This is a genomic window from Thermaerobacillus caldiproteolyticus (assembly GCF_013761245.1).
In the GTDB taxonomy this organism is placed as follows: Bacteria; Bacillota; Bacilli; order Bacillales; family Anoxybacillaceae; genus Thermaerobacillus; species Thermaerobacillus caldiproteolyticus.
Map to the genome: position 1 here is coordinate 116,560 of NZ_JACDUT010000006.1, position 24,120 is coordinate 140,679.

General features: G+C 36.7%; 22 protein-coding genes and 6 pseudogenes. 14 read left to right on the plus strand and 14 right to left on the minus strand.

Annotated elements, in window-relative coordinates; translation table 11 throughout:
* Positions 1-32: 32 nt before the first annotated feature.
* The 5 genes and pseudogenes from HNR31_RS10705 to HNR31_RS10725 all read right to left on the minus strand — a co-directional run bounded on the left by HNR31_RS10705 (position 33) and on the right by HNR31_RS10725 (position 4,123).
* A complete protein-coding gene (locus HNR31_RS10705) occupies positions 33-251 on the minus strand; it encodes a YozE family protein (protein ID WP_181556236.1) in 219 nt (72 codons plus the stop codon).
* 70 nt (positions 252-321) lie between these two features.
* A complete protein-coding gene (locus HNR31_RS10710; protein ID WP_181556349.1) occupies positions 322-591 on the minus strand; it encodes a YokU family protein in 270 nt (89 codons plus the stop codon).
* Positions 591-1,679: pseudogene (gene kamA / locus HNR31_RS10715) on the minus strand (lysine 2,3-aminomutase); the annotation flags it as partial. The pseudogene kamA and the gene HNR31_RS10710, both read right to left, overlap by 1 nt.
* 513 nt (positions 1,680-2,192) lie before the next feature.
* Positions 2,193-3,080, minus strand: a complete 888-nt coding sequence (locus tag HNR31_RS10720; RefSeq protein WP_309505679.1) for a diacylglycerol/lipid kinase family protein — start codon at positions 3,078-3,080, stop codon at positions 2,193-2,195.
* Between the two features lie 428 nt (positions 3,081-3,508).
* Positions 3,509-4,123, minus strand: a complete 615-nt coding sequence (locus HNR31_RS10725; protein WP_181556238.1) for a lysophospholipid acyltransferase family protein — start codon at positions 4,121-4,123, stop codon at positions 3,509-3,511.
* A gap of 122 nt (positions 4,124-4,245) precedes the next feature.
* Here HNR31_RS10725 and HNR31_RS10730 point away from each other — a divergent pair, with 122 nt between their 5' ends.
* Together HNR31_RS10730 and HNR31_RS10735 are read left to right on the plus strand one after the other, a co-directional pair.
* Positions 4,246-5,472, plus strand: a complete 1,227-nt coding sequence (locus tag HNR31_RS10730; RefSeq protein WP_181556239.1) for a zinc-dependent alcohol dehydrogenase — start codon at positions 4,246-4,248, stop codon at positions 5,470-5,472.
* A gap of 42 nt (positions 5,473-5,514) precedes the next feature.
* Positions 5,515-6,606: a class II aldolase/adducin family protein gene (locus tag HNR31_RS10735; RefSeq protein ID WP_181556240.1), complete on the plus strand. Its 1,092-nt coding sequence runs from the start codon at positions 5,515-5,517 to the stop codon at positions 6,604-6,606.
* A 196-nt stretch (positions 6,607-6,802) separates the two neighbouring features.
* Here HNR31_RS10735 and HNR31_RS10740 read toward each other — a convergent pair.
* The 5 genes from HNR31_RS10740 to HNR31_RS10760 all read right to left on the minus strand — a co-directional run bounded on the left by HNR31_RS10740 (position 6,803) and on the right by HNR31_RS10760 (position 9,450).
* Positions 6,803-7,971 (minus strand): IS3 family transposase gene (locus HNR31_RS10740; RefSeq protein ID WP_181556241.1). Its coding sequence is split into 2 segments (ribosomal slippage): positions 6,803-7,704 and positions 7,704-7,971, totalling 1,170 coding nucleotides; the frame shifts between segments, so codons are not numbered across the junction.
* Positions 7,952-8,275 (minus strand): NUDIX domain-containing protein, encoded by a 324-nt coding sequence (locus HNR31_RS10745; protein ID WP_181556242.1) that lies wholly within the window; start codon positions 8,273-8,275, stop codon positions 7,952-7,954. The genes HNR31_RS10740 and HNR31_RS10745 overlap by 20 nt, the downstream gene beginning before the upstream one ends.
* A gap of 147 nt (positions 8,276-8,422) precedes the next feature.
* Complete coding sequence (locus HNR31_RS10750; protein WP_181556243.1) at positions 8,423-8,704, minus strand: hypothetical protein; 282 nt, start codon at positions 8,702-8,704, stop codon at positions 8,423-8,425.
* A gap of 105 nt (positions 8,705-8,809) precedes the next feature.
* Positions 8,810-9,058, minus strand: coding sequence for a hypothetical protein (locus HNR31_RS10755; RefSeq protein ID WP_181556244.1), 249 nt, complete (start codon positions 9,056-9,058; stop codon positions 8,810-8,812).
* 77 nt (positions 9,059-9,135) lie between these two features.
* Positions 9,136-9,450, minus strand: coding sequence for a hypothetical protein (locus HNR31_RS10760; protein WP_258561059.1), 315 nt, complete (start codon positions 9,448-9,450; stop codon positions 9,136-9,138).
* Positions 9,451-10,964: 1,514 nt separating this feature from the next.
* Here HNR31_RS10760 and HNR31_RS10765 point away from each other — a divergent pair.
* The 5 genes and pseudogenes from HNR31_RS10765 (at position 10,965) to HNR31_RS10785 (ending at position 14,574) form a co-directional block, all read left to right on the plus strand.
* Positions 10,965-11,144, plus strand: a complete 180-nt coding sequence (locus tag HNR31_RS10765; protein WP_181556245.1) for a small acid-soluble spore protein H — start codon at positions 10,965-10,967, stop codon at positions 11,142-11,144.
* Positions 11,145-11,713: 569 nt separating this feature from the next.
* Complete coding sequence (locus HNR31_RS10770; RefSeq protein WP_181556246.1) at positions 11,714-11,899, plus strand: hypothetical protein; 186 nt, start codon at positions 11,714-11,716, stop codon at positions 11,897-11,899.
* 318 nt (positions 11,900-12,217) lie between these two features.
* Positions 12,218-12,667, plus strand: a complete 450-nt coding sequence (locus HNR31_RS18740; protein WP_258561060.1) for a prenyltransferase/squalene oxidase repeat-containing protein — start codon at positions 12,218-12,220, stop codon at positions 12,665-12,667.
* A gap of 614 nt (positions 12,668-13,281) precedes the next feature.
* Positions 13,282-13,673: pseudogene (locus tag HNR31_RS10780) on the plus strand (NUDIX domain-containing protein).
* Between the two features lie 193 nt (positions 13,674-13,866).
* Positions 13,867-14,574, plus strand: coding sequence for a polysaccharide deacetylase family protein (locus HNR31_RS10785; RefSeq protein WP_181556247.1), 708 nt, complete (start codon positions 13,867-13,869; stop codon positions 14,572-14,574).
* Between the two features lie 110 nt (positions 14,575-14,684).
* On the opposite strand, the gene HNR31_RS10790 is transcribed toward HNR31_RS10785, so the two are convergent.
* The gene (locus HNR31_RS10790; RefSeq protein ID WP_181556248.1) at positions 14,685-15,152 is read right to left on the minus strand and encodes a hypothetical protein; all 468 of its coding nucleotides are present in this window, start codon (positions 15,150-15,152) and stop codon (positions 14,685-14,687) included.
* Positions 15,153-15,692: 540 nt separating this feature from the next.
* A pseudogene (locus HNR31_RS10795) lies at positions 15,693-16,551 on the minus strand (DNA-3-methyladenine glycosylase family protein).
* Positions 16,552-16,892: 341 nt separating this feature from the next.
* Here HNR31_RS10795 and HNR31_RS10800 point away from each other — a divergent pair.
* The 3 genes and pseudogenes from HNR31_RS10800 to HNR31_RS10810 all read left to right on the plus strand — a co-directional run bounded on the left by HNR31_RS10800 (position 16,893) and on the right by HNR31_RS10810 (position 18,941).
* Complete coding sequence (locus HNR31_RS10800) at positions 16,893-17,558, plus strand: bifunctional transcriptional activator/DNA repair enzyme AdaA (protein ID WP_181556249.1); 666 nt, start codon at positions 16,893-16,895, stop codon at positions 17,556-17,558.
* Positions 17,542-18,057 (plus strand): annotated as a pseudogene (locus tag HNR31_RS10805) (methylated-DNA--[protein]-cysteine S-methyltransferase). Before HNR31_RS10800 ends, HNR31_RS10805 begins: the two are co-directional and overlap by 17 nt.
* Positions 18,058-18,121: 64 nt before the next feature.
* Positions 18,122-18,941: pseudogene (locus tag HNR31_RS10810) on the plus strand (radical SAM protein).
* Between the two features lie 276 nt (positions 18,942-19,217).
* Here HNR31_RS10810 and HNR31_RS18745 read toward each other — a convergent pair.
* A pseudogene (locus tag HNR31_RS18745) lies at positions 19,218-19,480 on the minus strand (SunI/YnzG family protein).
* 545 nt (positions 19,481-20,025) lie between these two features.
* On the opposite strand from HNR31_RS18745, the gene HNR31_RS10815 reads away from it, so the two are divergent.
* From HNR31_RS10815 to HNR31_RS10825, 3 genes are all read left to right on the plus strand, one after another.
* Positions 20,026-20,211, plus strand: coding sequence for a hypothetical protein (locus HNR31_RS10815; protein WP_181556251.1), 186 nt, complete (start codon positions 20,026-20,028; stop codon positions 20,209-20,211).
* 1,136 nt (positions 20,212-21,347) lie between these two features.
* Complete coding sequence (locus HNR31_RS10820; protein WP_181556252.1) at positions 21,348-21,713, plus strand: cupin domain-containing protein; 366 nt, start codon at positions 21,348-21,350, stop codon at positions 21,711-21,713.
* 243 nt (positions 21,714-21,956) lie between these two features.
* The gene (locus HNR31_RS10825) at positions 21,957-22,697 is read left to right on the plus strand and encodes a metallophosphoesterase family protein (RefSeq protein ID WP_181556253.1); all 741 of its coding nucleotides are present in this window, start codon (positions 21,957-21,959) and stop codon (positions 22,695-22,697) included.
* Between the two features lie 125 nt (positions 22,698-22,822).
* On the opposite strand, the gene HNR31_RS10830 is transcribed toward HNR31_RS10825, so the two are convergent.
* Positions 22,823-23,326, minus strand: coding sequence for a DinB family protein (locus HNR31_RS10830; protein ID WP_181556254.1), 504 nt, complete (start codon positions 23,324-23,326; stop codon positions 22,823-22,825).
* Between the two features lie 317 nt (positions 23,327-23,643).
* Between HNR31_RS10830 and HNR31_RS10835 the strand changes: the two genes are divergently transcribed.
* Entirely contained in the window at positions 23,644-23,901 is a 258-nt protein-coding gene (locus tag HNR31_RS10835; RefSeq protein WP_181556255.1) for a YesK family protein, read from the plus strand.
* Positions 23,902-24,120: the final 219 nt, after the last annotated feature.

The following is a 24,120-nucleotide window of genomic DNA, read 5'->3' on the forward strand; positions in this document are numbered from 1 at the left end:
GTTTTCAAAAAAAGAGCGCTCATAACGAACGCTCAAGCCTCTTGTAAAAACTGTTCCCATGCTTCATCAAATATCGTCATGCTTTCTAAATAATCTCCGTTTAGCTCTAAATAGCGGCTAATTTCATCATAATCGGTTGACTCTTTTGGAAATCCGTGATCATGATAGACTCCATTGGCAAATCGAACAAACGGATCTTCTTTTTTGCCATCACGAAATTTGAGCAAATAGTGGTAAAACGAACGTGCCATTTCTCCTCATCCTCTTTCTATTCCTCTTTTTTGTCATTGTAATGAGTTTTTTCGTTTTTGTGAAGCGATTTTACTTAAAATAATTTCGTTTCAGTCGCCGCGGCTTTTGCATAAGTTCATCGTAACTGATCGTTTTATTTAGGTGCGCTGTATCGATGAGGAATAATTGGTCTTCAATGTTTTCTACAATATCCTCTTCTTGATATATCATTCCGCACTCGGCGCATGAAACGCTTGGTGTATCGGTAATTTCGATCGCTCGAAAGCCGTCAGGAAGCTCCCAGTAAACGGTTTGCAACGTGGCGGTGACGCGTGAAGATGTGCACCAAAGGCAAGTCATCATTGATTTTTCTCCTCCGTTTCACTCCATTTCTTCAACATTGTTTGATATTTTTTCTCTTTCAGTTCATCTCGTTTTTCACGCAAATCCTTTAATGATTTATGATTCGGGTCCGCTTCATATATTTTTCGGCGTTCAATACGTTCTAGCTTCTCTGGAATGATAGAAAACTTTGTTTCATTGATAATTGCTGCGATTCCTGTCGTCGAGCGTTTGTCATCTAAGTTCGGGAAGATTTCTTTGAAATACGCTTCCGCTCGGTTTGGTACATATCCGGTCGGTTCTGGATATGAGGCAATGACCCCTTCGTAGTTGCGCAAAATGACCTTTTCCGGTGTTTGCGAAATAAGATAATTCGGTTGTAAAGCTATTTTTCCACCGCCACCCGGAGCGTCGACGACAAACGTTGGTACTGCGTAGCCCGACGTATGTCCGCGCAATCCCTCAATAATTTCCAGACCCTTTGCCACCGGTGCCCGGAAATGACTAATGCCTTCCGATAAATCACATTGATAAATATAATACGGACGCACGCGCATTTTTACTAAATCGTGCATGAGCTTTTTCATAATAGCCACACTATCGTTAATGCCAGCAAGAATGACCGCTTGGTTGCCAACAGGAACACCTGCATCGACTAACATTTCACATGCTCGTTTCGATTCTTCTGTAATTTCGATGGATGTATTAAAATGGGTATTCAGCCAAATTGGATGATATTTCTTTAAAATGTTACATAAGTTTTCGGTAATGCGTTGCGGGAATACAACGGGAGCTCTTGTTCCAATGCGGATGATTTCTACATGAGGAATAGCGCGCAGTTTTTTCAAAATATATTCCAAAATTTGATCGTTGACTAATAACGCATCACCGCCGGACAGCAGGACGTCGCGTACTTGTGGGGTTTGGGCAATATAATCAATGGCCGTATCCAATTGTTTTTTCGGCACTCCCATGCCAATCTGCCCGGAAAATCTCCGCCTTGTACAGTAGCGGCAGTACATAGAGCATTGGTTCGTAATTAAAAAGAGAACTCGGTCAGGATAGCGGTGTGTCAGTCCCGGAACAGGCGAATCCTCATCTTCATATGAAGATCTATGCTTCTAAAAAGCTGACTCCCCATTCATACAGTATATATGCATAAGTCTCACTCCCCCTTCTTTTTATCGCTCTCATTCGAAAAGGATTTCAGCAAGAAAAATGTATATGAGTGAATACAATGAAATGCAAAATTGACGGCATCATCAAACAAAAAGAAATTCATAGCGGATCGGCAAATCAACTGTCAAATTGCATGAAAGGAAGAAGTTAACCTCCACTGGATAAAGCCTTTAAACTAGCGAACCGGTTAGGTGGGACAGTAGATGATTTATATAAAAAAGATTAGAAATTTTATTTACCTATTTTAGAATTTTTCACTATCACTTCAAGGTGTTTAACCGAAAAAGAGTGTAAATAAAGTGAGTAAATTCATGTATGCTTATCTACTATTTTTTATGCTGAAGGAACCCCTAAACAGAAACACAAAAAATGAAATGTACTTTGCATCTAGTGGCAGCCTCGGTGTTGTTCTCACTAAGTATTCTGGTTATCGTCCTCTATTAAATGATAAGTAATGCATCCTTATGAATCGTCACATTCACCGGAGTTTTAGTAAGAAGCTCGCCGTCGCCTTGTACAATAATCGGCAATTCAGAGATAACTTCTACTTGTTTTCCTTTTATTATGGTTACACACGGATGAAAAATATGTCTGCCTTTATACGCCTTTGGAAAAGTGCGTAACAGCTCCCATTTTGTCATGTTGTGTACGATACAAATGTCAAAAAGTCCATCATTATAATAAGCGTCTGGGCATATTCTAATGCCTCCGCCGTAATTCGGGATATTAGCAATGGCAATTAACCATACATTAAAAAAAACTAGGTTCTTCCCATCAACCTTTAATTGAATGTTGACAGGACGATATTTTAATAAAACATGCAAGAAGCTAAGTCCATACGAAAGATCACCTAATCTAATAAAATTCAACCAACTTTTATATTTCGAGGCATTGTTTACCTCGGCGACTTTACCGTCAAAACCGATCCCCGTTACAGTGATGCAGTATTCGTTACCAATTCTTCCAATATCAATCTTTCTTTGCTTTCCCATTAAAATACGTTCTAACGCCTTTTTATAGTCCATTGGTATATCAAGAGCCCTTGCAAAATCATTCCCCGATCCTGCAGGAATAACACCCAAAGGTATATTCGAATCGATTAATCCGTTAGCAACATCATGGACTGTACCATCTCCGCCTACGGCAACAACAGCATCACATTGTTCAGAAGATAACTCCTTAGCGATTTCTGCTGCATGTTTTGGACGTTCAGTAAAACGCACTTGATAATTTACCCGTTTCCCTTGAAGCAATTTCTCAACCTTTTTCCAAACTTTTAGTCCTTTTCCATTTCCCGAGATTTTATTGACGATAAAATAATACATCATATAGATCTTTCCTTTTTATTAGAGATGGTAAGAGTTTTACAGGATATGCGAAAATCGGTTTATTGTGCATGGTTAAAAAGGTATTCTATAACTAGGGTTATTTTTTGTTAATTTTTACCGTATATTTTTAATAACAATTTTTCCTTTTTTATAAGGAAAATATTCAAACAGCTCTATTTATGTTGTCTAAGGGGACAAATACACGAATATGCTCGGGAATCACTTGAAAATGCAAGTAATTGATGCTGCTTTTTTCTCCGTCTAAGTTTACTGGCATATCCTTGGAAAGAAAAATTTTTGATGAAGAAATAGTATAGTGATTGGCAAAAGAAAAAACATCTGAGTAACCGAAACAACTGAGCTATGTATAAAGGGGTTTTTAACAGTTTGAATGTCTACATGCCACTGCTTCAATATTCACAACGTATTTACCCCAAAATTTCCTGATAATCGTCAACTTGCGCATATATTTCTCCAAGTTCTCTTGAGCGATTCATAACTGCCTCAGCAAGTACGGTATAATCTGAACTTTTAAGTTCATTTAAATACATCATTGGCCCAATAACAACTTTTACTGGCTTTCGAATCCACTTTTTCGTATCCAGATAAACAATCGCAACCGGAAGAACAGGTGCTCCTGTTTTTAAACCGAAAAAAGCTACCCCTTTTTTCGGTTTGATACTTTCCCCATTTTTACATCTTTTACCTTCAGGAAAAATTCCAAGCACTTCCCCGTTTTCAATCACTTTTAAGGAACGGCGAACTGGACGAATGACAATTCCGCTTTGTCGGTCAACAGGAATAGCGTGAAGTTTTTGAAAAAACCAATTGGTAAAACGTCGCTGAAACAGTTCTTTTTTCGCTAAAAAATGAATTTTTCGGTGAAAGATACTGGAAAGAATAATGGGATCATAATTGCTTATATGATTTGCTGCCACAATGACCGGACCAGTCTTAGGAACATTTTTTATGCCAATCACTTCAATTCGAAAAATGAAACATAAGATTATTTTTGAAAGCCATCTCATACTCGCATAGAACATACTTCTTCACTCATACCCTATAAGAAAATGTTGTTTAAATTAGTTGTCATGTATATTTTCTACTCAAAAGAATAAATTATACTTGTTAACAAGAATATTCCATATAAGGGGGTGATATAAAAATGAATTCCATTCAATTTGAATACAGTATACCGCGGTATGTCTTAAGTAAAATGATGGGAAAAGTTTCAAAATCTTTTTATTGGAATTCCAGATTATCCTGCATTCGATTACGCCGTGTAGAAGTCCCCAAACTTCCAAACGATGAATGGGTAAAAGTAAAGGTAAAATACGGAGGAATCTGTGGAAGTGACTTAAATCTTATCCTTTTAAATGATAGTCCAATCACTTCTCCGTTTGCGTCTTTTCCATTTACGATTGGACATGAAGTAGTAGGAACGATTGAAGAAGTTGGTTCAAAGGCAGAAAACATTCATGTCGGAGACCGGGTAGTCATTGACCCAATATTATCATGTATAACAAGAGGGATAGCAGATCCTTGTCCTAACTGCCAACAGGGGGATTATAGCCTTTGTCATTTTATGACTGAAGGGATCATTTCACCAGGGATGTTAATAGGCACTTGCCGTGACACCGGCGGAAGCTGGGGATCTTATCTTGTTGCACATAAAAGTCAAGTATTGAAGCTTCCTGATAATGTAAATGATTTAAATGGTGTGTTGGTAGAGCCTTTTAGCTGTGCCCTGCATGCGGTTTTGCGAAATCGTCCGAAAAAGGATGATAAGGTATTGGTCATTGGAGCTGGTACAATAGGGATTTGCGTTGTCGCTGCGATTAGAGCACTTGAAATTCCCTGCCGAATTGTGGTTTTGGCAAAACACGCCTTTCAAGCACAACTCGCTTCCCACTATGGTGCAGATGAAATCATTTATCTGACAAAAAATAAAAACTATATTTACCAAACAGCCAAATCTCTTCATGCAAGCCTGTTAGAGCCGCTCTTTGGCGATCCAGTTGTACAAGGTGGTGCCGATCTTATTTTTGAATGTGTCGGTAATAAGCAAAGCATAAACGATGCACTCCGTTTTGCTAGACATGGAGGAAAAGTCGTTCTATTGGGATTAGCAGGGATCATTGACGGTGTTGACTGGACAACCGTTTGGCTTAATGAGTTAGATATTAAAGGAAGCTTTGCATACAGTACAGAAGAATATCAAGGAAAGAAAATGCGGACGTTACAAATCGCCATTGAATTAATGCGTAGTCAAAAGGTGGATTTATCCCCATTGGTAACACATCGTTTTCCTTTGGAAAATTATCAGGATGCCTTACAAACGGTTATTAACAAAAGAAAAGGTTCAACCATGAAAGTTGTATTCGAACCTTAAGCGCTGTTTTAATATCAAAACACTAGTTTGGAGGGAAACACCGTGAGAACTTTCACCATTAGTGGAAACAAGCAAACTCCTTTTTTAAATTGGCTTGTAGAAGGAATAAAAGACGAGTTTTTGTCAAGGGGTTATACGTTTTATTCCGCTCCTGAAGAAAATATTAAACTTGTGTTTCATTTTATTGATCCTGAAAAACCACGGCCTTACCGGAGAAAGGCTCAGGCAACGTTTGTCGTTTCTGTTATGGAGACATCCCAAAAATCCGAAAACATTCACAAATCAGCCTATCCATATTTAATCAGGTCTTTAGCCAATCATTTGATGTATATCTTACATAACGAGGATGAAACAACAGATATTTATTTTCTTACACCTGAACAAGGGTTTTACAAATTGACGTATCGAAAAGGAGAAGAAGAAACATTTTTCAAACGTATTTATGAAAGATTAGAACCGCTTGCCGCTTCGCAATTAGTGATTGATAATGATTTCTATGATGATCTTCCAGAAGAAATGTGGAACGGCGATGAGATTACGAGATCATTAAGCGAATCAGGAAAAAAGCTTGACCGTATGAATTTACTCCCTGCTCCATTTCCATTGGAGGAATATCTTACACCTCGTGATATGAGACATTTAAAAAAGCTTTACGGAATCGGAGGACTAAGCTATGGAAACCTCAGTGCCAGACGGGACAGTGAAAGCTTTTGGATGAGCGCAAGCGGAATTAACAAAGCAGATATGAAAACGGTTGGTGAAGATTTTCTCTTAATAAGGGGATATGATCCTGATAAAAATGCCATGAAAGTAAGCGTTCCCCCGAATATAACACCAAAAAGGGCATCTGTCGACGCTATTGAGCACTGGATGATTTATAAAGAACACCCGGAGGTAGGAGCGATTGTACATGTTCATGCTTGGATGGATGGCATAAGAGCTACAGAGATTAATTATCCATGTGGAACAATTGAGCTTGCAAAAACAGTGGCTGAACTTGTCAGAAATTCGGAGGAACCTTCTAGAGCTATTATTGGTCTTAAAAACCATGGCTTAACAATAACTGGTACCGATTTAGATGATATATTTGAACGTATCGAAGGTAAAATTATTCCTCAAGTACCAATGTTTTAATATAATTAGTTGCTTAGATAAAAAACCGTAAACGTCATCTTAAAAAATCGGGATTTCTCCCAATGATGAAAATATAAGCTAATTATAACACGGAGCTATTCTCATTTCAGGAACTTTATGATATTTTCTAATAACCCTTAATACATGGTATTATGTCAAGAAAATGGACACGTTAAACAGAGAGAAATAGCTGAACTTAGGCAGCTACTTTTCTCTGGTTAGCGTAGTAAGCAGCCTCAAATTCACATGGCGATACATAGCCAAGAGCGGAATGACTCCTTTTTCGGTTGTAGAAGCATTCGATGTACTCAAAAATGGTTTGTTTCGCTTCTTTTCGCGTACGGAATCGATTTGGATAGATGCATTCTTTCTTGATTAAGCTATGAAACGACTCCATACAAGCGTTGTCGTAACAGTTCCCACGTCTCGACATACTGACTTGGAAATGATGCTCTTGTAACAGTTGTTGATCATCATTCGACGCATACTGGCTTCCACGATCCGAGTGGTGAATCACTCTTCCTGTTGGTTTCTCGTTGTTTAACGCTCGTTGTAAGGCTTTGATAACTAACTCTTTGGTCATTCGTGTATCGATATACCAACCTACAATCTTTCGTGTATATAAATCCATGATGCTCGCTAAATATAACCATCCTTCATCAGTAGGAATGTACGTGATATCGGCCATCCATACTTCATTTGGAGCCGTTGCTTGGAAGTTCTGTTCCAACAGATTCGCATACACGTTGTAAGGGTGATTACTATTGGTCGTTGCCTTGTATTTACGCACTGTAATTGATCTCAATCCTTCTTCGCTCATGATACGAGCGACTGTCTTTTGAGACACACGAATTCCTTGTTTGCGTAGTTCTTGCGTAATTTTCGGACTTCCGTAAATCTTGCGTGACTTGAGATACTCGTTCCGAATCTGTTGGGTCAATTGTTCTTTTTTCTCTTTTTGGTTGCTTTTTGGGCGTTTCAGCCATGCATAATACCCACTTTTAGAAACACCGAGAACTTGGCACATCTTCACCACGCGAAATTCATTTCGATGTTGAAAAATGAACGCGTAAATTACTTCTGGTTTCTGGTGAAGATGCCTAACGCCTTTTTTAGGATGGCTAATTCCTCCTCTAACTCTTGATTGCGGCGGCGTAATTCGATGATTTCTTGATTTTGTGGCTTGATGTTTCCTGAACCTACAAAGCTTGTGCCATTGCTTTCTTTGTATTCTTTGACCCAACGGTGAAGAGTGTTGTAAGCCAAACCTAACTCTTTTGCCACTTGGGCGATGGACTTGTCCCCCTCCAAGCATAACTCAACGGCTTGAATCTTGTATTCTTGATCAAATGTTCTCTTTTTCATGATTGGACACCTCGAACCGATTGTAATTAAGTTTATTATAATCTCTCTGTTCTCTGTGTCCACTTTTTAGACTAACATCAATAACACCTAAGCACTTTACGACTTTGACTTCAAGACCTGTCTTTTCAAGAAACTCTCTTTTTAATGCATTTGTTAAACTTTCAGCTTCTTCTAAGCTCCCTCCTGGAAGGTCAAAACGATTGATATAAGGTCCTCCATTTTTATTTATCACTAATAGTTTTCCATCTTCAAAATAAATGCCATATACTCCAAAAGCTCGATGAAATTTCTTGTCTTTATCCACTTAGTTCCCCTACCTTAAACTTATAACTGTTTAGTCTGATTTCTACACTTAGTTTTATATCCCTTGATTAACTATCGTTAGTACATAAGGAAAAAGCGATCCCCTCTTGTTGAAGTATCGCACCCGTTCAGTGAAAGAAGCACCTTTTTATTTCTTTTCCAAAAATGGTAGCAGCATATCCTCTACCCACCTTACGAACTTATCATGTACATCATCAAAATCATTTGCTTTGAACAATACGACACCAAAAGCCTTATCTATTTCATAACCCAAACTACCGAACAATTTGCACATCTCATTATCTTTTAATTCGTTAAAAAATACATCCCAACTCCCCTCATCATTCCAAAATCCAGTAGCTGTTGTATAAAAGTCTCTTTCTTCACAGTAATAATCTAAGTGCCAATGTCCATAATTTTTCTCAATCATAGTATTTATCCTCTCACTAAAACAGAATAAATCGTTTTGTGTTCTTGTTTATTTTAGATTTCAATTTCATTCACTGCAAATCGCTTATTCCAGACTTTTTTAATTTTACAAATATCTTGCTGCCCCGCCCATAAGAATACCAGCCAGAACCACAAGTAATAAATACATAATACAAAGCGTGAAAACTACAAAAGCAAAACATTTCAAAAGTCCTGGTTCGCCTTTTTTAGCTAAAATGAATCCTACCACCATTCCTAAAAGTGTCAGTCTATAATCCGTATGAGGTAAGTTAAACAGTATTAGAGTGAGTATGATTATTGAAATTAGATTAAAATACTTTTTTATCTTTTTCACCTGTTTATCCCTTTCTGTTTACAATTTATTCCTTATTATTTACATTTTCTCACAAACAGATACAAATTCAATAGGTTCTAAGATACATAGAATGAACTTAAAATTATTCTAGTACCAGAACCGAATTCTTTGACGGAGTCTAATGTAAAGCCGGAACAGCGCGGGCTTTGTTTCCGAATAACACCGTATTGACAAAATAGCGGATCAGCGTTAAGCTGGTGATCGTTTTTGTTTGACTGGCTCATCTTCTCCACGTTCCGCCGCTTTTTCATCCCATACATAAGAGCTGTATTCCCGGAATGTTTCTTTGCAGCAATCATTGTCTTTTTATTTAACGCTGTTGCTACATTTCGGATTCCATCTAGCACGTCATTCTTTGTTAACCAAAACATCTAATGTATCTATAATTTACTTCAACAAAAATATCCATTTGCTTTAAGAATTCTTCTTCGGCGGAAATACAAAACAGATTTCTCTTCTATTTCTTTCGCAAGTTTAAGCAAAGTAAAATATCTCGGAATTCATTTTTCTTCCTCTCTCAAAAAAGTAAAAACAGGACTATTATTGTCCTGTTTCTAAGTTCCAAAAAAACTCAACAAAATCTCGTCCAAATCTAGATATTTGTAAGCCATCTTTGACTTTGGTAATGAACGTTTATATCCAAGGGTTGTTAATTCATCTAAATAAGCATATAATTATTTAAATACTCTGTATATTTTAACTGAATCATCATTTATACTTAAATCTGTTTTTGTTGTAAACAAACTAAGTTCCGACGTACAGACTCATCCTGCTCGTAACTTAGTCGATGTCTTTTCATAACATCTTCATAGGTTTTTCTTTCAGCATCATTTACCCAATAATGTGATGAATACATGAACCTTAGAAGACAGCATAATAAGTTAACACAAGATCTTCTGTAACTTGAGCATGTTCTGTGATATTAACAAAACCATTAACCACAAATTTTATCTTTTCCTCTTAACCAAATAGTTGGTCAATTTTGCTTTTTTTCCCTTCTGTTTTACATCTAAAATTACCCTTATTTCTTCAATTTTTGAATACAATCGCCGGTAAATTTCTTTATGTTCCGTTCAAAACGAGCTCACTTATAACCGGATATAGCTCCATATACTCTTGGAATTAATGAAGCTCCTGCATCAACCAATATCTCTCGAAATATTCCGTAAATGTTTCTTTGGCGATATTTGCTACGGTATCACTTCCTACATCGTAGTATCGATGGCAGTATCCTTTACAGAATCTTTAATATCATTTTTTACTTTGCTTTTCCTTTCCCTTCACCGTTTCCAACTTAATGCGACAAACGGAGATATTTTCCTACATTTTCTATTCATCAAATATCAACAAAACCCAATTCATCATAATTAAGATTTAGTTTATTTTGTACAAAAAATGTTTAAATTTCTCAAAAAAATGGCATAAAGTTCCTTCGTTAAAAATATAAAGGTAACAAAGGAGGTGGAACATATGAACAAAATGTATTTAGCTTTTTCAGCTTTCTGTTTTTTTATCATCACCTTCCTTGCTCTAATCGTGGTTCTTGTCAGATAGCAGTTCATTCCTTCACCTGGTACTGCCATACCGGGTGATTTTTTTATTTTCACGGTTATATATTTATACACAAAATGAACTAAAAATTACAAAAATAATTAAAAAATTATGACTTTTTTACTCGTCCTATCGTTCCATGCTTGTCGTCTTGCTTCTTATTTAGCACATATTTTAGTTAGAATATATACTCAAACCACATAAAATGCCCCCGTCGCATCCAACGTGCGAGATCGTGATGTTATAACCATATTTCAATAACAACAAGTATATTCAAGTAATTTGGAGCAAATATTATAAACTGTTACAAATCAAAAGGAGGTCATTATTTATAATGAACACACAACGGGCGAAAGAAATTGCTGCTTCACCAGTTATGGCTAATGTAACCTATAATGGCGTACCTATCTATATTGAACAGGTGGATGAACAAAATGGAACAGCTACAATCTATCCCCTTGACGAACCAAAGAATAAACAAAAAGTTTCTGTATCCAGCTTAAAAGAGCATTGATTTGTCAAGTATTCTCCCAATCAAATAAAGCAATAGCATTTAATAAAACACCACCCTCAGAGTGGTGTTTTCATGCTTGATTAAGCTCATTTGCGTCTTCTTTAACGATCCTGCTCCGTTAGCTTAGAAGAAAATCAACAATACTCTTAAATACGCTCCGCATCTTGCTTCCCCCTCACACATAAACGCAAGAGGCAACCGGGCTGACCTCAATTCGCCAAGAAAGAGTGGCGTTAAAGCGAATAAATTAGAAACGAATGATTTAAAAGCCAATGAAGTTTTTACGTGTAAGGATTTGCGCCTTGCACGCATAATTCCTTTCTCCAACGGTAATCATATTCTCTTTCGCTCATCTGTCATCGTATCGTTTATGCTCCTGCGGCTTATACTGCTCACAATACCTTTCCACAGTCAGATTAGGACAACGGGGAAAAGAGCAAGGCTTCTTTGGTCTGCTTAGCATAAAATCACTCCACCAAAAATGGATGTCTTAGAATCATTCATTGTTCCTTCTTCACGAACAAATTCTTTTACTTCTACATATATTGTTATTGAAAGGAGGAAGTAGTATGGATAACTTCGTGTTCTTGTACTTAGCTTGCATCCTTGCTGGTTTTGCACTAATAAACCTTCCTTTAGCCGGTTCACTTTTAGCTGGCATAAAACCAGTAACGTCCTTAATTGGGATTTTAACTATTCTTGTTTTTTCATTAGTCCTTATATTCAAAGGAATAATAGCCCTAGTAGGTAAATAAACCTTATGGACTCAGGCTCTTGCCTGAGTCTGTTTTTTCTCTTCACCTAGTATTAAGAAGTTCTTGAGAGAAAAAACGTCACCCCGATCGGAGCGACATCCTGCTTTAATAAACTATCCGCGATATCATCACAACACGTCTAAACAGAAATATTCCGTCCTCTTTCTTTCCGTTTTCTGTCCCTTTAAAAACAAATCTCTGTTAAAGAATGTTGTTGATTATCCTGTTCAACTAACAAAGCAGGATAGGTTGAAGAAGGAATTACAAGATTACCATAGAGAAATTGGACATGTAAAAAAGTAAAAGTGGTGAACTTTAATGAATAAATTATCCAAAAATCGGTTTGAACAAGCAAAAACTTTTTTAAAATCAAAAGCAAGAAAATTAGAACGTGCTCTGTTCGAATTTGAATTTGAAAATGGAAGCAAGGAACATGTTGTAAAACAATTAAAGACTTATCAAAATGAAGATGGCGGTTTTGGGAACGGATTAGAGCCTGATTTTAGATGTAAGGAATCTTCAGCACTAGCAACAGCAATCGGTCTTCACTATCTATCTAGAGCAGATGCGGATGAAACAGATGAAATGGTCAAGAAAGCCGTTAATTATTTATTAAATACGTTTAACAAAGAAAAAATGGGATGGCAAATTGTTCCGAAAGAAGTGAAAACAGCTCCTCGTGCTAGTTGGTGGAATTATATTGAAAATTGGGAATGGGAAATCCCAGTGCAGAAATCATTGGTCTTCTTCATCATTATAAAGGATTAGTGCCTACTGAATTCTTGGATGATGTGACTCAATATGCCATTGATTATGTAAATCATTTAAATAAATTTGAACATCACGAGTTACTTAGTTTCCTAAAGCTATCAGAGAAATTACCTGACAAACAATACAACCTAATGTCTAACAAATTACGAGAAATGGTGAAAGCTTGTGTTACCGATGCCCCAGAAAAATGGGATTCCTATTGCCTTCAACCAATTCAAGTTGTAAATTCACCTAGGTCAGAATACTACGATTTATTTGCAGATATAATCCCGATGAATCTAAATTATTTAGTAACGAAGCAAACAAAAGATGGATATTGGGAGCCTACTTGGGTCCTAGGGACAATTTGAAGAGGAATGGGAAACGGCAAAAGAAGAGTGGAGAGGTTGGTTAACGCTTGAATATTTAAGGATTCTTCGTTCTTTTGGCCATATAGAAAATTAAAACGCAATCCATCCTGAAAATTAATATTTTCCTTCTTCATAATGGTTCCGCATAGATGCGGCATAGTTGTCTCCCATAGAATCCATCATCTGTGGTGCCCCGCAGCGATGTATGGGTAGCTAATATAGAATAGTTGATTAATTTCTTTTAATATGGAGCGGTATTACATGAAAAAATGGTTTGGTTCGGTGGAGATATGTATAAATGATCATGCAGAATTACTCATGGTGTTGCAAGGCAAATCAGGAGAAACAAAAACGTGGTCTATTCCTTCAAGGAAGTTAGAAAACAACGAAACTTTTTCAGAATGTTGTATTAGAGAAATAAATGAAGAAACAGGCTATGATGTTCAATTAGTTGAAGAAGTATATAAAATATTTCATACGAGGTTCATTATTTTTTGACAAAGGTAATTGGTGGAGAACGTAAAATTCAAGACCCCGATAATCTAATTTACGATATTGATTGGAAATCAGCAGAGGAAATTAAAAAATTAGAGCTGCCCTACTCTGAAGATAGAGAATTTTTAATCAACGATATTCAAAGAAATTTAAAGTAAATTTCTTTTTGTTTCTTTTTGCACTAGCGGGGGCATTTCTGCAACAAGAACAGAAGTGCTTTTTTATTCAACTAAAGGGCGGTTTAATTAAAGAAAAAGTAATTTGCTAGTTTTGATATAATTTTTAATATAATTAGTACGCTAATTCTCGAAAGTGAAATTAATTTGAATTATGATGTGAGGTTGTTAATGTATGAAAAAAAGGATAGTTACATTTGGGATAGTGATATTAGCCATTTTCCTTTTATTATACGGTACATATAAACTAATGAATTCAAGAACATACCAGTTATTTGGAGGATTAACTAGTCACATAGATACAGACCAAAAAGTAGTTGCGTTGACTTTTGATGACGGGCCGACAAAAAATGTAGAGAAAATATTGCCTCTTTTGGATAAATACAATGCGAAAGCTACCTTTTTTGTAATTGGAAATGAACTGAAGAAAAATCTAAAGTTAGGAAAAGAGATAGCAGAATCTGGACATCAAATCGGAAATCATACATATTCTCATAAACGAATGATTTTCAAAAAACCTTCTTTTATCAAGCAGGAAATTGAAATGACCAACCAATTGATTCGAAAGACAGGTTATAAAGGAGAAATAGACTTTCGTCCACCTAATGGAAAAAAACTGCTTGGTTTACCCTATTATTTGAAAAAACATCACATAGAAACCATTACATGGAGTCTTGAACCCGACACCTATTATTCTTCAGTTTCTGACAAAGTGAACTATGTAAATAAAAATGTAAAACCAGGAACCATTATTTTGTTACATCCAATGTATGATGAGACTGGTAACGAATTAAAAACCATTGAAGGAATATTAGATTCTTTATCAAAAAAAGGTTATCAATTTGTCACGGTTAATGAACTACAAAAGTTGCAGAATAAGTAAATGAATAGGAAATGGCTTAAAAAGCTTATTTTACAATATGTCATTTTTAAAATACTTTTTCGAAGAACCTACACGTCATAATATTCCTGTCCCAAAATCCTGTTTCTTTCTCATATTGAATGGGTAGAAATCTTCAAAATATAAGACCTCATCCGAGCGTAGTAAAGTACCTCAAGCAAAATACAAATAATAAAATCAATAATGTTTGTTGAATCTGTATAAAATCCAAAGTATCCTCCTATGGGAATATATAAACCAACCATAACAATACCGAGGAATAAAATCCTTATGCTTATAGGCAAACCAATACATACAAACCTTTCAATAAAATCCTGATTGTCGCCTCTTTTATTAGCCTTATAACAAAAGATTACGCCTAAAAAATTAATAGCTATAGAGAAAAAACTATATAGGACATCATAAATATTAGCCTTGCTATAAATACCTAACCAATATGATAGTTCCACGGAAATTGTTTCCACCAATATAAATGCTAGTAAATATTGCATTTTCTTCTGTGGTGTTATCTTTTTTTGCATTAATTCTTCAGCCAATGCTTTAACATTCCAAAAATACATAACATCATCTCCCCTATTATATTTGTAGGAATTTAGAAACTGCTGATTTCTTTCATATCATCTTATTACAAATGGGATTCAACAATTTCCGACTATCCTCCTTCAAAAATCGTGTTTGCATAACCCTTCATGCAAAATTTCATATTGCCGGCACCACATTTCGTTCCCCGCTTGCAATACTTTATGCCATGCTCTATCGCCATATACGAGAAGACAGGATAAGGCTTATCAAGACCTGAAATCCAAAAATAAAAGTAAGCACATATTAATCGTTTGCTTACCTTTTGTTTTTCTTATTGAACTAATGCTTTCGTTAGGTAAATATTGGAGAAAGTTAATAATAACATACAAGTTTGCAATGTGTATCTTATCGCGCAAGAATCAACATAAAAATGAAACTTAGTGCTGACACTACAAACAAAGAAAAATATGTTGTACGCACAGCCCCGTATCAAATAACAAAGATGACGTTGAAATTTTTACAAAAGCTCTTGCTCTTATTTAGCGACGCTGTCCAATGTGATGGGGATATACCCAAAATTAATAAAGGAATCTCCACAAATAAAAAAGTTGCATGGGTCTTCCTGTTTGTCCATCTTGAAAATGACTTTAAGATTTCTTCTTTAGAAGAATTTGTTCTTGGAGCCCAGAAAGTGTTTAATGGCGTTGTGCAGGAAGAAGGCATTCTCAGACAGCGCATCAAAACATAGTTTGCTGCCCAAGGCCCAATCCCACGGATATTGACTAACATTTTTTCTGCTTCTTTACAACTTCCTGCGCCCATCAACAACTCTTTCATCAATTTCTCTTCCGCCATGAGTTGAGCTACTCCAATTAGATATTCGCTTTTCCTAAGTTGTCATTTGTAATCCAGTTAAATCGCTTACCGTCAATGCCGCGATGCCTTGATGGGATGGAAATATCCAATGTTGTTCTCCGTCCCATTCTACATGCCGGCCGAAGGTTTCCACGAAACGCCTTTTTCATGTATGCGCAAAGGTAAGATTCATTTGCTGTCCGATGATCCCCTAGCACTGGGCCTCGAATAAGTTGGGAATTCCGATCAGACGAAGCCCATAAAATTGTCTGACTGCTTTTTGCAGCAAAATCTCTCTTTTCGCTAAATCATAAAACGGGCGTAAATCGCTCTCCAAATCAAACCATTCTCTTACATATCGCGCCACCGCGGCCCGCACCTATTTGCGAGAAGGAGCTGTGTTGCCCACAAAACGTATGGTAATAGCATCTTCATGATCAGCCCTTATTTCTATTAACGTGTTTTCCTGCTCTATCGGAACTACTCTGTAGATTCTATTATTCTTAATATGATACATGCATTCGTTTGGGGCGTTAGACAAGTATTTCATGTTTTCGGCAAAGCTGAATTCTTTCGGACCATCAATTTGATCTCTTGCTTGTTATCTTCCCAAGAACCTAGCGGAAGACCGGAACAACAATTTTTGCAAGGACGGTAGCCGGCCTGTTTCGACTTTGGTTTTCCTTTGCACTAGGGGAAGTAATAGATCTTCGTTGTTTTCATTCCTATAAAATAAGGGGCGTCCCACTTAGGATAAATCATACTATGTTTCATGTAAATTCCCTCCACTTATAAAACAATAGCGATGCACTCTTAGCTGCAACATAAAATGATTCGATGTGATTTTGAAATCTTGCTTTTACATTTGTAAAAACGTACATGCGGCTATCGCACGAGGTATACTATAAGCGGAGGGTGGTCGAATGAAGACTAAAACGCAACAAGAACAAGAAAATTTTCAAATTATACCTCAACACGCTAATAAAATAGGTACAGGTAAGGGCAGCATGACAGACGAAATATGGCAAGCGATCGTGCACAACGATTCGTCCTATGACGATAAATTTTTTTACGGCGTAAAGACTACCGGTATTTTTTGCCGTCCTTCTTGCAAATCCCGTCCCCCAAAAAAGGAAAACGTTCGCATCTTTCAAAATGCGCAACAAGCCCTATCAGAAAATTTCCGCCCATGCAAACGATGCAAACCGACCGGACAACGGTTGCCGGATGAAGAATGGGTGGCCCAAATCACACAGTTCATTGATACGAATTACAGTGAAACTTTAACGCTGAAAACATTGGCGAATATGTGTCACGGCAGTCCCTACCATTTGCACCGTACATTTAAACGGATCAAGGGAATAACCCCAGCCGAATATATCCGGCAAACAAGAATATCCAAAGCCATGCAGTATCTGACCACTTCAGGTAAAACCATTGCAGAAATTTCCTTATTAGTAGGCATTCCTAATACAGCATACTTTATCACTTTGTTTAAAAAAGAAACGGGTTATACGCCTACAGATTATCGACAATTAATGAGCAATAAAATAACGATGGAGGCGTTAAATCATGGTGGCAAAAAATAATCTAACGGTTTATTGGACTTTATTTATGTATGAACAATGGCAAATGCATATAGCTGCCACATCAAATGGACTTTGTTACGTAGGTTCTCCGAATAAGCCATTTGAAGAGTTAGCCAATTGGGTTACAAAACGCTTTCCGAACAGCGTTTTAGTGCAAGATGATGAGAAATTACAACCTTATACAGTCGAATTAGCAGAATATTTCCAAGGAAAGCGCAAAACCTTTACGATACCTGTTGATTTATACGGTACTCCGTTTCAATTATCAGTGTAGAACGCATTGTGCGAAATTCCGCACGGACAAACGCAATCTTACTCGGAAATTGCGAATCATATTCAAAAACCTGCTTCGGTACGTGCCGTTGGAACCGCTATTGGCGCCAATCCAGTTTTAATTGTGGTACCTTGTCATCGGGTTATCGGTAAAAATGGAACACTGACAGGTTATCGGGGCGGTTTGGAAATGAAGAAACGTCTGCTACAGTTGGAACGCTTATGAGAAAGCCCCCCTGCATGCCGAATAGTATCACAGAACGTATGTAACACCTATGGGAGAATTCGATGTGAAGGTTGAGTTTTTTTACAAATTCCCAAAAAACTCTTCTTAATAAAGGAACAGGATTTCTTTCCGGTTATAGTCATTCTCTGAATCCATACACTGGTTGTTCATTTGGATGTTCATACTGCTATGTGCGTCAAATGCCTGTTTCGATGTTCCGTAAGGAGGAATGGGGAACCTGGGTAGACATAAAGCAGAACGCGGCAGACTTACTTCGTAAAGAGCTTGAGAGAGCCAAGAATAAAGGGAAAGTGACGATTTTTATGTCATCGAGCACAGACCCTTATCAGCCTATTGAGTATAAGGAGAAAGTAACAAGATCCTTGTTGGAAGTAATGGTGGAAAATAAACCGGATTTTTTATTCGTACAAACCCGAAGCCCTCTAGTATGTAGAGACATTGATTTATTTCTTCTTTTAAAGGATAGAGTCCGAGTTAGCATGACTATTGAAACAGACAGAGAAGATATACGTAAATATTTTACACCTCATGCCCCACCGATTAGCGCTAGATTAAAAGCGCTACAGCTTTTAGCTGATGCAGGTGTGCCGACTCAAACCACAATCGCCCCTGTGTTGCCTAGTAGTGAAAAGTTTCCGGAAAAATTAAAGAACTTAGTCGATCGTGTCTGTGTGGATGATTATTTCATGGGAGATGGCAGCGAAGGAAAACGAACCAAGAATTTAGACATTTTTTCTATGTACAAAGAATTGGGTTTGGAAGAATGGTATGATCCTTCCGCATATCGTATCGTGTATGACAGACTAAAAAAAGTATTCCCAGATGAACAAATCTATTTGAGCCGGAATGGGTTCTTGCCTTAACTTATAATGAGATATATTGGTAGGGTGAACAGTGACAACAAGACTGTTTCAACACATTTCTGTTGAAAGGTCGAGTACATCTTTTGGTGAAGAGTCACATTTTAAAAAAAAGGAATATATTTATCGATTGGAAATTCCTGTCCTAATAATCTAATGGTAAAGTAAAGTTAAGCGGCATCAAGCTTTTTCAGTCGCCTGAATGCCGCTTCTTTCTGATTGTCTTCTTCACCACCCGTTAAAATGGGAGGTTTGACATTAATGGAGCTTATATTTGAATTAATTGTTCATACACGAACTGATTTTATTTGTAATTGAGACTGCATTGGTTGTAAATAAAATATAGGTATTAGAATTAGTTTTAATGACAACTCTATCAGATGTACCATATGGAGTACCAACTCTGATAGCTTTTTTCTCCTCCCCTCCATAAGTATCGTCAAGTGTTACTTCTATAATCTCAGAAATGGGTATTTCTATTTTGCTAATAGCCAACTAATAACTAAATTATCATTTAATTTTTCTACTTTTATCCCTGACATAATATTTCCTCCAGTCTTCCGGTGAAGTAATGTATAATCATCTCCTTCATGCCATTCGATAAGACGGACTCTCGTTCTTCTTTCTATAATTATGTACTGTTTGCTTTATTCAATAATTATTTACCTCGATTTGTAAGGGGGCAATTGTTATAAAATGCTATTAGTGGTGGCTTCAAGAACATCCCCCTAGTATTTGCAATTTAATTCTTCGTATTGGGAATGCATATAATTTTGTTCTTTCGACAAAAGGCGGAATTTTCCTACATCACCTTCTCGTCAAATATCGATATTTTTTGCGTCTAATCCCCCCATGCCCCCTCTTGTGACATCTCGACGAGCGCCCATCAAATCCAGATTCTGTGCCAGTTTCTCATTTTTCGATTTAATCTATGTCAAATTCCTTTTTATTGCTTATTCAACAGATCCTTAATCTTCTATTTGCATCCCTCCACTAAAAATGGATGCCTTAGAATCATTCATTGTTCCTTCTTCACGAACAAATTCTTCTACTTCTACATATATTGTTATTGAAAGGAGGAAGTAGCATGGGTAACTTCGTGTTCTTGTTCTTAGCTTGCATCCTTGCTGGTTTTGCACTAATAAACCTTCCTTTAGCCGGTTCAGCTTTAGCTGCTATACAACCAATAACGTCCTTAATTGGGATTTTAGCTATTCTTGTTTTTTCACTAGTCCTTATATTCAAAGGAATAATAGCTCTAGTAGATAAATAAACTTTACGGACTCAGGCTCTTGCCTGAGTCTGTTTTTTTTCTTATATTCACCGAGTATTAAGAAGTGCTTGAAAGAAAAAAAGCCCTCCGATCGGAGTGACGTCCTGCTTCAACAAACTATCTACGATACCATCATAAAATGCTCTGCTTTTTTCTGACACAAGCCTGCCAAAATAAATTATATGATACGCGGTATATTTCTTCCCCTTCTGAGTTTCTATGTCACCGGAGTACATTTCTTCTACACAAAAAAACGTCTAATCTCCTGCTTTCCATCCTCCTATGAGGAATTTTTCTTTGATAAACACAATAATTATCAGAAACATCCTCCTCTAGTTAACATCACTAATGCTTCCCATTCTCTTTTTTTGATCTGATAGCCTTAACTATAGATTCTAATTTTCCATAAAGTTCATCTTTGAACTTAAAATTTTCAATAAACTCCAGAATCTCATCATCCGGTGTAAACCTTTCATTTTTATACAATGATTTGAAAGTCTTTCTAAATTTTATCCCCCAGTTGTCGTATGTAGTACATGTCATTTGTCCGGATTTCCTTGTTGCACTTCTTTAACCCGTTTCTCAATATTTGTAGTTAAATCTCTCTTGATAGAGCCATCATGCTGTATAAAATAAACACTTGACCAATTATTAATACTTGTATATTCAAACCATATGCTGTTCGTTCCTTTCTGTTTTCTGCAATTTCCCATTTACCCCTGTGGGAATTATTATGTGCAATCTTTCTCGCTAAAAAATTCAAAAATAAAAAGCCAGCTTTGTTTAAAGATGGCCGAACTGATCAGAAGGCTTTAATTTTACTTTTGCAATCATTTTGCATACACCCTATTCCCCATAACTTCTATTTTGGATAATTAAGTAATCAGCTGAACCCGTTGATACTACTGAGTTTAACAAATATATAAAAATGAATCGCATAATTTACATTTTATGTATAATTAATAAAAATAACCAATTTTATCAAAATATTGTTTATTAGAATGTTGTTGACCTCCTTGTCCATCTAACGAGCAGAATTCATTAATAGGGACCCCCAATTAAAAAAGAGGTAATAGTCAATATATTGTTGAACTCCATAAGATGGGGGATATTTTGCTAAATTCGGAGGTTTTATTATGAAAATTTTTAGATTTGATAAAGAAGTCGGTGAAAAAGTAAAGAAATACAACTCGGACTTAGCAATTTATACAAGAATTATAAAAACAAGTGAACCTTCTGTTCTCGGTTGTATGTATATAGAGCCTAACGGAGTTGTTGGATATCACGAAGCACCCGTCTCTCAATTGTTTCTGGTGGTTCAAGGGGAAGGTTGGGTAACAGGTGAGGACCGCAAAAGAATCTTTGTAAAAAGAGGAGAAGGTGTTTTCTGGGAGAAAGGAGAATGGCACGAATCAGGAAGTGATAAGGGAATGACTGCAATAGTAATTCAATCTGAAACTTTAAATCCTGAATCTTTTATGAAAATTAAAGCAACAGAATAAAACCGTTTCTTCTTCTACTATCCTGAAAATGAATGTTTTCATTCTTCCAATGGTGCCGCATAAATGCGGTATGGTGGTCTCCCATGGAAGAACGAATTAAGTTCGTGCCGCGAAGCGATGCATGGGTGGCTAACGGGTCAGATTAATTAATGTACATCTTTAAAAGGATTTTTGACTATATCAGGGAATTAATTAGGATAGGAGAAAATTTCCTTTAAATAAAGAAAAGAGGGTGGTACAGATTTGGACAAAATAGCAGTTATTTCAGATATTCATGGAAATATTCCTGCCTTACAATCAGTCCTCAAAGATATACGAGCGAGAGAAATTCATAGAATCATCTGCTTAGGTGACTTAGTCGGAAAAGGCCCTCATTCCAGTATAGCAGTAGATATGGTTAACCAATATTGCGAAACAGTCATTATGGGGAATTGGGATGACTTTATTACAAAGCCAAGTGAATCGCACACTATAAAATGGCACCAGGATCAATTAACTTATCAACAAAAGAATTATTTAAAACTACTCCCCTTTTCAGTTGAGTTTATTATGAGCGGAAGGTTAATCAGATTATTTCATGCTTCACCAAGAAGTGTATATGAAAGAATTCAGCCGTGGGACCCAATAGATCGTCGTTTGAGTTTATTTGAAAATACGATAAATACGCAAAATATATTTGGAAAAAGGGAACCAGACGTTATTTGTTATGGAGATATACATAATGCTTACATTCAAAATTTTAAAGGAAAAACGTTATGCAATGTAGGAAGCGTAGGAAATCCCCTTGAAATCACCCAAGCATCCTATGCAATTTTAGAAGGAGAATACGGTCTTGAAGAAACAGGAAGTTTTTCTATTCAGCTGATCCGTGTTCCTTACGATATAGAGTTAGCTGTGAAACTGGCAAAAGAAAGTGGGATGCCTGACCTCGAACCATATATACAAGAACTAACAACAGCACGATACCGAGGTATTAAGGAGTAGCTTTCCTATTGAACAAACGGATGCGTTCGTTGAGGAAGACATACAAAAGGACCAAAAATGAGCCTTTAGAATAGCTTCTAAGGCTCATTTGGCGCTCTACTCGGAAAACAGACACTCTAATATTATTAAATCGCAGGAGCTTCCATCCCCATCTGACTCCATTCTTCCTTTGCAGGACCATAAACTCCGGGAACCTTTAGTCCGGCTTGACGCATGAGAACCGTCATTTGCCCACGGTGATGAATGGTATGCTTGATGAGCAGTGAAAGTATTGCAGCATTCGATAAATCTCTTCCAAATGCATTCTGAACTTGCTTTAAGGATTCATCTGTCCACTGCTGCTTCACTGCTTCCGCTGCATCAGCACTTATTTTTCGAAAGCTCTCAGCAATTTCCTTAGCTGAGGATGGAACAGTGGCTGAGTCTTTCACCATTTCAACAGAAAGTCCGAAGTGGGAAAGAAATTCCGGGATACTGGTTACGATGTGCCATGCAATTCTCCCTAAAGTGCGACCATTGGGCGAAACTTGTTGCTGAAGCGACGTATCCGTCAAAGTGTCCAACACTTTCTGAGTCAAGGTCGCTTCTTGGCTCCATTCCTCGATAAATTCTGCGATTGTGGTATACATTTTGCCATTCCTCCGTTTTTCAATATGATTGGATTCAGTTTTACCTTACATGACCTTACTGTTCCTATAGCATAGTCGCTCAATATGGATGTAATTCTGAATTGAGCACTCCTGCTTTTACAACTGGTCCACCTTGCATATTATAAAACATACGTTCGTAAATCGCAAATAATATATGTTTTGGGAGTTCACCTATCATTTTGTTTACTTGCATTGGAATGGAAACAGTTCTTGCCTATCTTTATAGTTATACTTAAAAAAACCACATTTTTAACCATATAATGGAATAAATTCCCCTTTATTTAGGAGTGTTTTTCTTGGAAGAAATTATTAAATATATTGCGATTATGATGTTTATAACATTTTTAACACTAATGTTTATGGGAAAAAGATTCATAACCATAATTTTCTCGCTAATTATTATTCTCTTAGGTTTCTTAACTATCGTATTTAGCATTAGAATAATCGGTGGTTTCGAAGGAATGGCAGTTGGATTTATTGGTCTGATGACTGCCGCCCTTGGTCTTCTTCTTTATCTCGTTGGCCTTTTCTACTTTCTAATAAAAGGAAAATGATACAAAACAGTATTCTCTTTTTATTTGTTATTTGCTAAACATAAAACACATTGCTTGTTTTGTTTCTTCTGGTGCTTCCATCATTTCTGCGCTCACCGCTTTCAGTTCGGTTAGATAAATAGCTAGGTGAGGCGGTTTCTGCGTAAGCATCATAACTAACAATGTGATATCCGTCGTTATATTGAAAATTAGCGTAAAAAATCGGCTTATCCTTTTCAT